This window comes from Salinicoccus siamensis, assembly GCF_042429615.1.
Lineage (GTDB): Bacteria > Bacillota > Bacilli > Staphylococcales > Salinicoccaceae > Salinicoccus > Salinicoccus siamensis.
Window position 1 is genome coordinate 15,454 of record NZ_JBHMAH010000013.1, and the last position, 14,453, is coordinate 29,906.

The window sequence follows — 14,453 nt, forward strand, 5'->3', positions numbered from 1 at the left end:
TTAAATGGAGTTTTTCATGGCCATTCTGCCGTTCCTGGTATTGATTCTGGTAATGTATTTCCTGATGATCCGTCCGGCACAGAAGAAACAAAAAGCAGTGCAAGATATGCAGGCGAATATGCAAAAAGGTGATGAAATCATCACTATCGGAGGCATTCACGGAACGGTTGAGTCATTCGATCAAAAACATATGTACATCCGCACCGATGATGTAAATGGTGCCATCCTTAAATTTGAACGCGTTGCACTTAAGGAGATTGTCAAGTAGTATGATAAGCTGGCTCGGTGAGCCAGCTTATTTTTATTTTTAATTTGAGCCCCCAAGCGTTATAATTGAAATGTTGATGATTCATAAAATAATCGAGGTGTGTCCTATTGAAAACTAAGAAAAACAGGATAATATCTGCAATTATCCTTGCAGTGATATTATTGACGGCAGTGGGGTTGACCGCTAAGGACCTGGGCAAGAATGTCAATCTTGGCCTGGATCTGCAGGGCGGTTTTGAAGTGCTCTATCAAGTCGAACCGCTGCATGAAGGAGACGAGATCGATGAAGCTGCAATGAGCAGCACCGCACAGACGCTCGATTCGCGCGTCAACGTACTTGGCGTCTCTGAGCCGAACATCCAGGTTGAAGACGGCAACAGGATCCGTGTACAGCTGGCGGGTGTGGAAGATCAGACGGAGGCCCGTGAACTGCTCAGTACACAGGCTGAACTGACGATCAGAAACGTGGATGATGAAGTCCTCCTTGACGGTTCGGACCTTGTACAGGGTGGCGCCAGTCAAAGCTTCGACGAGATGAACCAGCCGATGGTTTCGCTTCAGCTGAAGGATCCCGAAAAATTCAGGGACATCACTGAAGAGATCTCGAACCGTCCTCCGGGTGAGAATCTGATGGTAATCTGGATGGATTTTGAAGAGGGTGAAGACAGCTTTAAAGAAGAAGTCACAAAAGAAGATCCCAAATTCATCTCTGCACCGAGTGTAGAGCAGGCCTTGAACACATCCGACGTGATGATTTCGGGTGGATTCTCCGGCCAGGAAGGACTGGAGCGCGCCCAGAATATCGCAGCACTGCTCAATGCAGGCTCGTTGCCTGTTGACCTGAAAGAAATCTATTCGACTTCGGTAGGTGCCCAGTTCGGTGAACAGGCACTCGACGAGACCGTAACGGCGGGACTGATCGGTGCGCTGATCGTCTTCCTCTATATGATTGCGTTCTACAGGCTCCCTGGGATCATCGCCGCTGTTACACTGACGGTCTATATCTATCTCACGGTGCTTGGTTTCAATATAATCGGTGGGGTGCTCACCCTGCCGGGTATCGCCGCCCTGATCCTCGGGGTCGGGATGGCAGTCGATGCGAACATCATCATGTATGAACGTATGAAGGATGAACTGCGGATCGGACGCAATATCAAACAGGCGTATAAGAAGGCATCCCAGGCGTCCCTCTGGACAATCATAGATGCCAACATCACTACTTTGGTCGCCGGCATAGTGCTCTTCATATTCGGCACGAGCAGCGTCAAAGGGTTTGCGACCATGTTGCTTCTATCGATACTGATGAGTTTCATCACCGCCGTCTTCCTGACGCGCATACTGCTCTCACTGCTCGTCAAATCGAATTTCTTCAATAAGCGCCTGACATGGTTCGGGGTCAAGGAAGCGGATCGCTTCAGCTTGAACGAAGGCAAGGATATCGAACATCTGACGACACCTTGGGACAAGTTTGATTTTGTCGGCCATACGAAGAAGTTCTTTACGTTCAGTCTAGTGACGATACTCGCCGGCCTCCTCATCCTGTCCATCTTCAAATTGAACTTGGGCATAGACTTCACAAGCGGCACACGGGCGGATATCCAGACGTCGGAAGAGGCCACTGTAGAAGAGGTGGAGGCAGAGCTTGAAGATATCGGCCTGGCCCCTGACAGCATCACCACTTCTGGTGAAGATATGGTGGTTGTCCGCTATACCAAAAACTTGGATCAGGAAGAAGTCACCACAATGCAGAATACATTCGATGAATTATACGGGTATGAACCTGCGGTCAGTACGGTCAGCCCGATAGTCGGGCAAGAGTTGGCGAAGAATGCGATGATAGCATTGGCCATCGCTTCAATAGGCATCATCATCTATGCCTCGATCCGCTTCGAATGGCGCATGGCGCTGCCGAGTGTGCTGGCACTCATCCACGATGCATTCATCATGATCGCCATCTTCTCCATCTTCAGGATTGAAGTAGACATTACATTCATTGCAGCGGTCCTGACGATCGTTGGTTACTCGATCAACGATACCATCGTGACATTCGACAGGGTGAGGGAGAACTTGCGCAAATATAAGGTCATCCATAATGAAAAAGAGATTGATGCCATCATCAACCGTTCCCTGAAGCAGACATTGACGCGCTCGATCAACACTGTATTCACAGTCGTCATTGTCGTACTATTCCTGATCATCTTCGGCAGCAGTGCAATCTTCAACTTCTCACTCGCCTTGCTGATTGGTCTGATCAGCGGCATCTATTCCTCGCTGTTCATCGCCCTTCAGTTATGGGGTATATTGAAGAAACGTCAGTTCAGACAGACGGATGGCAGTTTGACGGTTTATGAAGAAAAGAAAAAGAACGACGAAAAAATATTGGTATAAGTGAACGCCCGGGAGTCCCCGGGCGTTTTATAAAGGGAGGATCACATGTATCAGTCGAAGTTTGAATGGAGAGTTCGCAAAAGGACAGAGGAGATACCGGAATCTTTAATCGGTGTTTTCAAATTGAATATGCTGGAACAGACCATCCTCGAAAACAGAGGATATACGACAGAGGAAGATTTGATGAAAATCTATAACCCCACGACCTATGATGCCTCTTTGTTGCATGACATGGATAAGGCGGTCGACCGGATCAATGTTGCTGTTGAGCATGGGGAACGTATACTCATCTATGGCGACTTCGATGCGGACGGCATCACCAGCACCGTCCTACTGCTTAAAGCATTGAGGCGGAAAGGGGCGGATGCCGGATATTTCATACCCAACCGCATAGAAGATGGTTACGGCCCGAACCGGGAAGTGTTCGAGGAGATCGTCATCGGCCAGTACGACCTTGTCATCACTGTAGACAATGGCATTTCAGGTAAAGATGAACTGGCATTCCTCAATGACCAGGGCATAGACACAATCGTCGTCGACCACCACACTTTCGGTGAATCGGTACCTGAGACGGTCATCATCCACCCGGATCACCCTGACGGTTCGTATCCCTTCAAAAGTCTGGCAGGCGTCGGCATCACCTACAAATTGGTACAGGCTCTGGGCGCCGCCGGGCAGGATGATCTTGCACTTGTTGCAATCGGTACTGTAGCTGATCTTGTGCCGATGATAGATGAGAACAAGAAGCTGGTGATGGAAGGTTTGGAAATATTGAATAACGAACCTACCACAGGCATCCATACCTTACTGCGTGCGGCCGGTCATGAAGGAGGGGTCGATGAGGAAACGATAGCGTTTACGGTTGCTCCCCGTCTGAATGCCACCGGTCGGCTTGGAGAAGCTGAAATCGCTGTTGAACTGCTGCTCGAGGATGAGAGGCATGCAGCATATGAAATGGCTATGACGATCGAGAACATGAATGCCGAACGCAAGCAGCTGGTCATCGACATTTTCGGTGAGGCTGTAGAGCAGATCAGGACAGAGAACCAGATCAATATCGCATATGCCGACGGCTGGCACCCCGGCGTACTTGGGATTGTCGCTTCAAGGATAGTGGAAGAGTTCGGCAAGCCCGCCATTGTACTGACCCGGGATGGGGACAGTTACCGTGGTTCCGGCCGCTCGATTGAAGGACTTGACCTGCATGACATAATCACCCATCAATCGACGCACCATACCCATTTCGGAGGACATGCCCAGGCGCTTGGCATCGAGGTGGCGTCAGAGGATATTATCGCTTTCAAAACACAGCTGGAAGATTACTTCGCAAGCCTCGGACTTGATCTGAAGCCGGTGAAATACATCGATTACCAGGTGGACGGAACCAACATGACCATGCAGGGATTCGAGCGTTTCGAGCGCCTCAAACCATTCGGCCAATCATTTCAATCACCTGTTTTCATGCTTCAGAATGATACGATAGGGCAAATACGACAGGTGGGTAAAGATAAGAGACATATTAAAATGACGATGCCCCGGGTCGGCATGGATGTCATCGGTTTCGGGTTTGGGCACCTCATCAATGAAGTGTCACAGAATGATGTCATCAGCTTGGTTGGGACGGTCAACATCAACGAGTTCAATCAAAAGCGCAGTCTGCAGCTGATGCTTCAGGATGCCAATGTAGATAACGTCCAACTCATCGATATGAGGAGCCGGTCCGATCAGAGGTTCGACATGATATCAAAGAATGATGTTTTCGTCATCGCCAGAGGCAGGGAGCGGCTCGGTGACAATTACTACGAATACGGGGAAGATCTGCCGTTCACTTCAGGGACTGTAGTACTGAGGGATATGCCTGGCGATCTTCTGGATCTTGCGTATTCACTGAATGGTATCCACGCATCTAAAATAATATCGATATTCAACAGCCGGGAAGAGCTCTTTTTTTCCGGGATCCCCTCACAAGCGGATATCAACGCCCTAAAACAGCTGGTGTCGGGCGCTGCCGATGGCACAATCAACCTCGCTAAACATGCGCCTGCACTTGCTCGGCGTCTTGGGGTAAAAATGAATTTCCTCAAAATGATGGTTGATATTATGGTGGATTTGGACATGGTTACGTTAAAAGATGGTATAATATATAAGCAAAAGGATGATTCAGAACGTAAAATTGAAGAATCTTTGCTTTTCAATGAACTGAGGAAGCGGCTTGAGGCAGAAAAAATGCTGAAGATGTCTTCCTCCTCTGAGCTGAAAAACTATCTCAGAACATTAATTTCGAAGTGAGTGGGGTAAAAATGGATTTAAAAAAATATGTTTCAGAAGTACAGGATTGGCCTAAAAAAGGCGTCAGTTTCAAAGACATCACGACTATAATGGACGATGGCAGGGCATATGGCTATGCAACAGACCAGATCGTCGAATATGCCAAGGAAAAACAAGTGGATATCATCGTCGGTCCGGAAGCACGGGGATTCATCATCGGGTGTCCTGTGGCATACAGCATGGGCATCGGATTTGCTCCTGTCAGGAAAGAAGGGAAGCTGCCGAGGGAAGTCATCAAGTACGAATATGACCTGGAATACGGTTTGAATATCCTGACTATGCACAGGGATGCGATTTCTCCCGGCCAGCGCGTACTCATCACGGATGACCTCCTCGCTACCGGGGGGACGATTGAAGCGACGATTCATCTGGTTGAGAAGCTCGGAGGCATCGTCGTCGGCATTGCCTTCCTTATAGAACTGGAGTATCTGGAAGGTAAGAAGCGCCTTGAGGGATATGACACCCTCTCTCTGATTACTTACGCACAATAGCACGCTATAAAGTCTGTGGAAACAGGCTTTTTTTCTACATTCATTTATTTGAAATGGATTTTATAGTATGATGATTCTAATCAGTGTAATGGGAGGGGGTGAGGACATGAACAAGGAATATCCCTATAGTGCGGATCAAGTGATACAAATGTGCAGCGCCTATATGAATGAGACCGATATGGGCATGATAGAAAAATCATACGAACTGGCACATGAAGCGCACGAAGGACAATACAGGAAAAGTGGAGAGCCTTACATACTACATCCGGTACAAGTTGCGGGAATCCTTGCGGAGTTGAAGCTTGACGGTCCCACCATCATCGCGGGGTTCCTTCATGATGTGGTGGAGGATACCCCCTATACTTTTGAAGATCTTGTGGGTATGTTCAATGAAGAGGTTGCAGTGATAGTGGACGGTGTAACGAAACTTGAAAAGGTCAAGTACAAGTCCAAGAAGGAAGAGCAGGCGGAGAACCATAGGAAGCTCTTTATCGCCATCGCCAAAGATATCCGCGTCATCCTAGTGAAGCTTGCGGACCGGCTGCATAACATGCGGACGCTAAAAGCAATGCCTGAAGCCAAGCAGATACGAATTTCACAGGAAACGCTGGAAATCTATGCGCCACTTGCACACAGGCTAGGTATTTCAAGCATCAAATGGGAGCTTGAGGATATCGCGCTCAGATATATAGAACCTCAGCAGTATTTCAAGATTGTGAGTTTGATGAAGAAACGGCGGAGCGAACGTGAAGGGGTCATCAATAAAGCAATGGAACGCATCGATGAAGAGATGGCCACCACCAAAATAAAAGGACAGCTATCAGGGCGGCCTAAACATATATACAGCATCTACAGAAAAATGAAGAAGGACCATAAGCAGTTCGACCAGATATTCGATCTGCTTGCCATCCGGGTGCTGGTGGATAACATTAAGGACTGTTATGCGGTGCTCGGTGTCATCCACACGATATGGAAACCTATGCCCGGCCGCTTCAAGGATTATATCGCCATGCCCAAGCCGAACATGTACCAGTCGCTCCACACCACAGTCGTCGGTCCGAACGGGGACCCTCTGGAAATCCAGATCCGGACATATGAGATGCATGATATAGCGGAACATGGTGTGGCAGCCCATTGGGCTTACAAGGAAGGGAAAGAGCTCAAGGAAGAACCTTCACGCGACAAGCGCCTCCACTGGTTCCAGGATCTTATAGACCAGGAGACATCCTCACCGGATGCGGAAGAATTCATGGAGGCGTTGAAGACGGACCTGCTAAGCGATAAAGTGTATGTCTTCACACCGAATGGGGACGTGGTCGAGCTGCCGAAAGGGGCAATCCCAATCGACTTTGCCTATCAGGTCCATACGGAAGTGGGCAACAAGATGATCGGGGCGAAAGTGAACGGTAAGATTGTCCCGATCGACTATGAGTTATCGACGGGTGAAATCGTCGAAATAAGGACCAGCAAGCAATCCTACGGTCCGAGCCTGGACTGGCTGAAGCTCGTCAAATCATCAAGCTCCAAAAATAAGATACGCGCCTTCTTCAAAAAGCAGGATAGGGCGAGCAATATAGAAAAAGGACGTTTTGCGGTCGAGCATGAGATAAAGAACCGCGAATACAAACCTGATAATATCTTGAAGCCGCAACATATGGAGCCTGTCCTTGAACGCTATAACTTAAATAGTGAGGATGATCTGTTTGCGATGGTCGGCTTTGGTGGCATAACAGCCCAGCAGGTGACAAACAGATTGATGGAGAAATTCAAAGTCACTGAAGAGAAATCGAATGTGGTGGAAGAGATAGACAGGACCCATCACTATAAGGAGATTTCAACGGAGTCCGGCGTCTATGTACAAGGCATGGATAATATGCTCATCAACCTCTCCAAATGCTGTAACCCTATACCGGGCGATGAGATAATCGGTTTCATCACGAAAGGTCATGGTGTGAAGGTCCACGTAACAAGCTGTCCGAACATCAGAAATGAGACCGAACGGCTCATAGATGTGGAGTGGGTGAAGAATAAGGATAAGGACCGTAAATATCAGGCCGATCTGGAAATAACAGGGTATGACAGGCAGGGGCTCGTCAACGAAGTGCTCAATATGATTGCCGGTACGAAATTCCCGATCACCCGGGTGAACGGACGGGCTGATATCGATAATCATGCCAAAATAAGTTTGTCGGTGATGGTCCATAATGTCACAGACTTGTATCGGATCGTCGACAAGATTAAACAGCTGCCTGACATCTACAGTGTAGAACGGGTATTTAAATGAGGTGGAATGAATGAGGGTCTTATTGCAGAGGGTGTCAAGTGCGACAGTGATAAGCAATGAATTTTACAATGAAATCAAAAAAGGATATTGCCTGCTGGTCGGCGTCTCCAAAGATTCGACGGAGGCGGATGCGAGGAAACTCGCCGAGAAGATTGCCGCCAGCCGGAATTTTGAAGATAGGGATGGGAAGATCAACCTCTCCATCAAAGATGTGGACGGGGAAATCCTCAGCATCTCCCAATTTACGCTCTACGCCGATGTGAAAAAAGGTAACCGTCCAAGCTTTACCGATTCAGCCGGCAAGGAGCAGGCCAAACATCTCTATGACGTCTTCAATTCCCATCTGAAGGACCAGGGCCTGACGGTGAAAGAAGGGTTCTTTGGTGAAATGATGAATGTACAGATCAACAACGAAGGGCCGATCACCTTCATGTATGAAGCGGAAAATGGAAACATATTGTGATGGAATGGATGAAAAGGCTTCTCGTCAACACATTTGGTGCAGTCATCTTTTTCATCAAGTACAAAAAGCATGTGTATATGATGCCTGTGGCTTTTCTGTTGGCCGCTTCCCTGATAGTCTTCATCACCGCCGCAACCGGCCATATGTTCAAGGCTTCAGGCAACGAGGCGCCAATTGACCTGCAGCCGCGTGAATATGATATTTCAGGCACGACTATAGTGCTCGACCCGGGCCATGGTGGCAAAGATCCGGGGGCGACGAGTGTCTCGGGCATTACAGAGGATGAAATCGTCTACGGACTGGCTAGCCAGTTGAAGGAAGAACTGGAAAGGCACGGTGCAGAAGTGCTACTCACAAGGGAGCAGGACACCTTCGCGTCGCTTGATGCCAGGAAAGTTGAAGGCGACCTGTTCATCAGCCTGCACAGCGATGCCATGGATGATCCGAGCGTCACCGGATTCACCACATATTATACGTATCCACATCAAAAGGAATTTGCCGAAACGCTGAATAATGCACTGGATGCCCGCTCCTATTTCAGGAACCGCGGGGTCCACAGCATGAACTATCAGGTGACATGGCAACTGGATTATCCCGCGGTCCTTGTTGAACTTGGCTATTTGAGCAATGAATTGGATGACCGCATCCTCCTGACTTCGCATTATCAGGAACTGATGGTGCAGGGTCTTACCGACGGAATCGTAGAGTACTTGAAATGAATGCTTGACTTCATCGGCTTTAAGCCATAATATTAATATACTATATAAATGAAAAACTGTTCTTTGATCCAAAGAGGGGGATAGGGTGATGTCCAGAGAGGTCTGTCGAGGCTGAAAACAGACTCATCATCCGTATCCATGAACCGACACTTTGGTAGAACCCCGTGCGCCGGGCGGTGGCAGCCGTTAATATGCCAGAGGGCCTTTTATCGGCTGAATCAGGGTGGCAACGCGAGTAATCGCCCCTTATATCCAAGTGGATATAAGGGGCTTTTTTTAATTTTCGGAAATGGAGTGGTTTATAATGATACAAATACCTAGAGGTACGCAGGATATCCTTCCTAAAGACACCTATAAATGGCAATTCATCGAAGCGCGTCTCCACCAGATTGCGCAGGACTACAATTACAGTGAAATCCGCACACCGGTCTTTGAATCGACTGAGCTGTTCGTCAGAGGCGTCGGTGGCTCCACTGATATCGTCAATAAGGAAATGTACACTTTCCAGGACAAGGGCGACCGCAGCATGACTTTGAAGCCTGAAGGAACCGCACCTGTCGTCAGAAGTTATATAGAGAACAAGATGCAGCATGATGTGAATCAGCCCGTCAAGGTCTATTACATTGCGCCGATGTTCCGCTATGAAAGGAAGCAGAAGGGGCGCTACCGCCAATTTGTGCAGTTCGGTATAGAGGCGATCGGCGTAGAAGACCCACTTATCGATGTGGAAGTCATCAGCATGCTGATGCAGATCTACAAGTCTTTCGGCCTTTCGAATCTGAAGCTCTACATCAATTCGATCGGTGACCAGGATAGCCGTTCCGCCTATAATGAAGCATTGGTGGCACACTTCAAACCATCCATCGGGGAATTCTGTTCAGATTGCCAATCCCGGATCGATACGAACCCGATGCGCATCCTTGACTGCAAGAAGGACCGTGATCACCCACTCGTCAAACAGGCGCCTAGAATCTACGATTACTTGAATGAAGAATCAAAAGCGTATTTCGAACAGGTCAAAATCAACCTCGATGCACTCGGCATCGGCTATGAAATCGACTATAACCTGGTCAGGGGCCTCGATTATTATACACACACGGCATTTGAGCTGATGAGCGATGCAGAAGGATTTGGTGCAATCACCACACTATGTGGCGGAGGCCGCTATAATGGTCTGCTGGAATTGCTGGACGGCCCGACTGAAACGGGTATCGGTTTTGCGCTCAGCATCGAGCGTCTGATTATGGCATTGGAGGCTGAAGGCATTGAAATTCCTAAGCCCCAAGGCATCGATCTCTATATCTGTACGCTGGACGATGCATCAAGAACCGCAGCAAGCCGGCTGATCCATCAGCTGCGCGCTGAAGGCATCAGTTCGGATATGGATTATAAGAACAGGAAGTTGAAGGCCCAGATGAAGGATGCCGACCGTAAAGGTGCCAAGCATACGATCGTAATAGGTGAAGAAGAAATGGATACGAATACAGCCGAGCTGAAGAATATGTCAGACGGCAGCACGAAGCAAGTCAAACTTGAAGATATAAAAGTACTTGTTGAACTAATCGAGGAGGTAGGATCATGAGGAGACATACAGCGGAAATCACAGAAAAGATGACTGGAGAACGGGTGAACCTAAAGGGATGGGTACAGAAGAGACGCGATTTAGGCGGTCTGATATTCATCGATCTGAGGGACCGTAAAGGTGTGATTCAAGTGGTCTTCAACCCGGAAGTATCCGAATCGGCATTAAATATTGCCGACCGCATCCGTACGGAATATGTCATCGCTATCTCCGGCAAAGTGCATGAACGTGACCAGTCACAATGGAACGACAATATTCCGACGGGGCGTATCGAAGTGTTTGCAGATGAAGTGGAAGTGCTGTCTAAATCAGAGACGCCGCCATTCCAGATCACCGACGACACGACGAACGAAGACCTCAGGTTGAAATACAGATACCTTGAATTACGGAAGCCGAAACTGCAGAGCATATTGAAGCTCAGACACTCATTGAACCGCAGTGTCAGGAATTTCCTGGATAATGAGGATTTCATCGACATCGAGACGCCGGTACTCTCCAAGTCTACGCCAGAGGGCGCACGCGACTATCTGGTGCCTTCCAGGATCCACGAAGGTGAATTCTATGCATTGCCCCAATCCCCACAGATCTATAAGCAGCTTCTTATGCTGTCCGGCATGGAACGCTACTATCAGATCGTCAAATGTTTCCGCGACGAAGATTTGAGGGCCGACCGCCAACCGGAATTTACACAGATTGATATTGAAACTTCATTCATGGACCAGGAGCAGATCATGGATCTGAATGAGAGGATGATCGCCCACGTCATGCAGGATGTAAAGGGTATGGACATCACACTGCCATTCCCGAGGATGACCTATAACGAGGCGATGGCTGAATACGGTGTGGATAAACCAGATACGCGATTCGGCATGAAGTTGAATGACTTGAGCGCATTCAGCAGTAAATCCGAATTCAAAGTATTCCGATCTGCAGTCGATAACGGCGGACTTGTCAAAGCGATTGTCGTGAAGGATGCGGCCGATAAGTTTTCGAGGAAAGACATCGACAAGCTCGAAGTGTTCGTCAAAAATTATGGCGCTAAAGGACTGGCTTGGTTGAAGGTGAATGAGGGCGCATTAAGCGGTCCGGTTGCCAAATTCTTCGATGAAGGGGAGCAGTCGGAACTCTCAAGCACGCTTTCCCTGGTCGACAATGATCTTATCCTATTCGTGGCGGACTCTGCAAAAGTCGTCAATGCCGCACTCGGCAACTTGCGGAACAAGCTTGCCCGGGATCTCGAGCTGATACCGGCGGATCAGTTTAATTTCCTATGGGTGACCGACTGGCCGCTGCTTGAATATGATGACGAGGAAGACCGTTATTTCGCGGCCCACCATCCGTTCACTTCGCCAAGGCAAGAGGATATAGGCAAATTGGAGGATCGTCCGGAAGATGTGAAGGCGAATGCCTATGACATCGTATTGAACGGCTATGAACTCGGCGGTGGTTCGATCCGCATCCATGATGCCGAACTTCAGAAGAAGATGTTCAAAGCACTCGGTTTCACCGAAGAAGAACGCGATGAGCAGTTCGGTTTCCTTCTTGAAGCGTTTAAATACGGCGCACCTCCGCACGGCGGAATCGCATATGGTCTGGACCGGTTCGTGATGCTTCTGGCCGGTACAGACAACATCCGTGATGTCATCGCCTTCCCTAAGACGGCAAGTGCCGGTGACCTGATGATGAATGCTCCTTCACATGTCGATCCAAGACAATTGGATGAGCTGCATATTTCTGTAAACACGGAAGAATAGAAAAATACCGGCAGGCTCTAGCCTGCCGGTATTTCTATGAGGGTCCTCGGTTCTTGTGAAGGGAATAACTGTTACAGACTGACGGTGGGTTGGGGGAAGTCAAACAGAGAAAACGTATTCATTTTCCTTTCCTTTTTTCGAGGCATGTGCTATTATGTGTTTAAGAGGAATATCTGAGAAGTTCGTGATGTGTTGAATTATATTTTGACCTAACACTTTTATAAACGGGAGCTTGATAGGTTTTCCTATGAAAAACATGCCTGTCCGACAGGACGTTTGGAGTAGGAAACTGGGCACCCACCTGCAATTAGCAGGCCAAAATAATCAACAATAACACACGGCTTAAGCTCGGATATTCCAAATAAGTACCGAATTGTAAAATTCGGTGCTTATTTTTTTATATCTTTTTGAGCTTATCATATACTTCGGCGAGCTGTTTCTCGTATTTGGATACATCTGATTTCTGATAGTATGCTGCACTTTTCAGAGGATCCGGCAAGTATTGCTGCCTGACGACGTGATTCGGGTAGTTATGCGGATATTTATAGCCGACACCGTGGCCGAGTTTTTCTGCACTTTTATAGTGCGCGTCCTTCAAGTGCTTCGGCACACTACCTGTCTTTTTCTTTCTGATATCCGATAGGGCGGCATCGATGCTTTTAATTGCGCTGTTCGATTTCGGTGATAGGGCAAGTTCTATGACGGCCTGGGACAAGGGTATCCGCGCTTCCGGAAACCCGAGGCGTTCCGCTGAATGGATGGCGTCCAGGGTTCTTGAAGCCAGTTGTGGGTTCGCAAGCCCCACATCCTCATAGCTGATGACAAGGAGGCGTCTGACGATGGTGACAAGGTCGCCTGCTTCTATCAGACGGGCCAGGTAATGCAGCGAAGCATCAACATCACTGCCGCGGATTGATTTTTGGAAGGCACTCATCACATCGTAGTGCTGATCGCCGTCTTTGTCATAGAGCAGGTCGGACTTCTGCATGCAGGCACGTGCGTCATCCAATGAAATATTGACGGCGCCACTTGCGTCTTTGTCGGAACTGAGTGCTGCCAGTTCCAAAGCGTTCAACGCACTTCTGACATCACCCTGACTTGTCACGGACAGATATTCGAGCGCTTCATCGGTGATATTTATGGTCATATCCCCAAGGCCGCGTCCGGTATCTTCCAGCGCGCGGCTAAGGGCCACTTCCACATCTTCCGGATCGAGCAGGTGCAATTCGAAAATCTGGCATCGGCTCCTGATGGCTGGATTGATGGCGTGGTAGGGGTTGGAAGTAGTGGCGCCAATCAGTATGATGTTGCCATTTTCCAGATGCGGCAGCAGAAAGTCCTGCTTAGCCTTATCCAGACGGTGTATCTCATCAAGAAGGAGGATGACGCTACCGCTCATCTTCCCTTCATCGGCCACCATCTGCATATCCTTCTTCGTATTGGTGACAGCATTCAAGGTACGGAATTTGTAACTTGTCGAACCTGCAATTGCGCTCGCGATGCTGGTCTTGCCGATGCCTGGTGGGCCATAGAGGATCATTGATGTAAGGCGTTTAGCCGTCACCATCCGGCGGATGATGCTGCCTTCACCGACAAGGTGGGTCTGGCCGAGGACTTCATCTATCGTTTTTGGTCGCATTCTAAAGCTCAGTGGCTGAGTTGACATATTTTCACCTGTTTCAGAGTTATGATATATTTAATACTACTATAACTGATATAAATATGAACTTAAACTATGAGGTGCTTTATGAAAATTTCTACACGCGGGAGATATGGTCTCTATTTTATGTTGGCTTTAGCCAGAAGCTACGGTGAGCATAAGCGCAGCGTCAAATCCATTGCCGACGAGCGGGGGATCAGCGACCTATACCTTGAACAGATTGTCACGAACTTAAAACGTGCAGAACTCGTCAAAAGTACACGGGGCGCCTATGGCGGCTATGAATTGAACCATGCGCCGGATGAGATCACTGTCGGGAAGATCTTCAGGACACTGGAAGAGAATATCGTTGCGGTTGAAGGTGATGATAAGGACACCGATACGGAACGCTATCTGTGGGGCAGGATACGGGACGCCCTTCGTGACGTGCTCGACCACACTACGCTTTCGGATATGGTGAACCACGATGACGATGAAATCGACGACTACATGTTCTATATATAATATGAAAAAGCCC

11 protein-coding genes and 1 other RNA gene are annotated in these 14,453 nt (G+C 48.5%); 11 read left to right on the plus strand and 1 reads right to left on the minus strand.

All coding sequences use genetic code 11. The annotated features are described in order from the left end of the window. Positions 1-4 precede the first annotated feature (4 nt). The 10 genes from yajC to ssrS all read left to right on the plus strand — a co-directional run bounded on the left by yajC (position 5) and on the right by ssrS (position 12,635). Positions 5-268, plus strand: a complete 264-nt coding sequence (gene yajC / locus ACFFLE_RS06040) for a preprotein translocase subunit YajC (RefSeq protein WP_380570239.1) — start codon at positions 5-7, stop codon at positions 266-268. Positions 269-375: 107 nt separating this feature from the next. Next, positions 376-2,655, plus strand: coding sequence for a protein translocase subunit SecDF (gene secDF, locus ACFFLE_RS06045; RefSeq protein WP_380570240.1), 2,280 nt, complete (start codon positions 376-378; stop codon positions 2,653-2,655). Positions 2,656-2,700: 45 nt separating this feature from the next. Further along, a complete protein-coding gene (recJ, locus tag ACFFLE_RS06050; RefSeq protein ID WP_380570241.1) occupies positions 2,701-4,944 on the plus strand; it encodes a single-stranded-DNA-specific exonuclease RecJ in 2,244 nt (747 codons plus the stop codon). A gap of 11 nt (positions 4,945-4,955) precedes the next feature. After that, positions 4,956-5,474, plus strand: a complete 519-nt coding sequence (locus ACFFLE_RS06055) for an adenine phosphoribosyltransferase (RefSeq protein WP_380570242.1) — start codon at positions 4,956-4,958, stop codon at positions 5,472-5,474. Positions 5,475-5,580: 106 nt separating this feature from the next. Then, on the plus strand, positions 5,581-7,758 hold the full coding sequence (locus tag ACFFLE_RS06060; protein ID WP_380570244.1) for a RelA/SpoT family protein: 2,178 nt from the start codon (positions 5,581-5,583) through the stop codon (positions 7,756-7,758). 10 nt (positions 7,759-7,768) lie between these two features. Beyond that, positions 7,769-8,221: a D-aminoacyl-tRNA deacylase gene (gene dtd / locus ACFFLE_RS06065; RefSeq protein ID WP_380570245.1), complete on the plus strand. Its 453-nt coding sequence runs from the start codon at positions 7,769-7,771 to the stop codon at positions 8,219-8,221. Then, positions 8,221-8,940: an N-acetylmuramoyl-L-alanine amidase family protein gene (locus ACFFLE_RS06070; protein ID WP_380570308.1), complete on the plus strand. Its 720-nt coding sequence runs from the start codon at positions 8,221-8,223 to the stop codon at positions 8,938-8,940. The genes dtd and ACFFLE_RS06070 overlap by 1 nt, the downstream gene beginning before the upstream one ends. 304 nt (positions 8,941-9,244) lie before the next feature. Beyond that, entirely contained in the window at positions 9,245-10,522 is a 1,278-nt protein-coding gene (gene hisS, locus ACFFLE_RS06075) for a histidine--tRNA ligase (protein ID WP_380570246.1), read from the plus strand. After that, a complete protein-coding gene (gene aspS, locus ACFFLE_RS06080) occupies positions 10,519-12,276 on the plus strand; it encodes an aspartate--tRNA ligase (RefSeq protein ID WP_380570247.1) in 1,758 nt (585 codons plus the stop codon). Before hisS ends, aspS begins: the two co-directional genes overlap by 4 nt. A gap of 167 nt (positions 12,277-12,443) precedes the next feature. Continuing rightward, positions 12,444-12,635: non-coding RNA, 6S RNA (gene ssrS / locus ACFFLE_RS06085), on the plus strand. A gap of 38 nt (positions 12,636-12,673) precedes the next feature. Here ssrS and ACFFLE_RS06090 read toward each other — a convergent pair. Continuing rightward, entirely contained in the window at positions 12,674-13,942 is a 1,269-nt protein-coding gene (locus tag ACFFLE_RS06090; RefSeq protein WP_380570248.1) for a replication-associated recombination protein A, read from the minus strand. Between the two features lie 81 nt (positions 13,943-14,023). Here ACFFLE_RS06090 and ACFFLE_RS06095 point away from each other — a divergent pair, with 81 nt between their 5' ends. Next, on the plus strand, positions 14,024-14,440 hold the full coding sequence (locus tag ACFFLE_RS06095) for an RrF2 family transcriptional regulator (protein ID WP_380570249.1): 417 nt from the start codon (positions 14,024-14,026) through the stop codon (positions 14,438-14,440). Positions 14,441-14,453 lie beyond the last annotated feature (13 nt).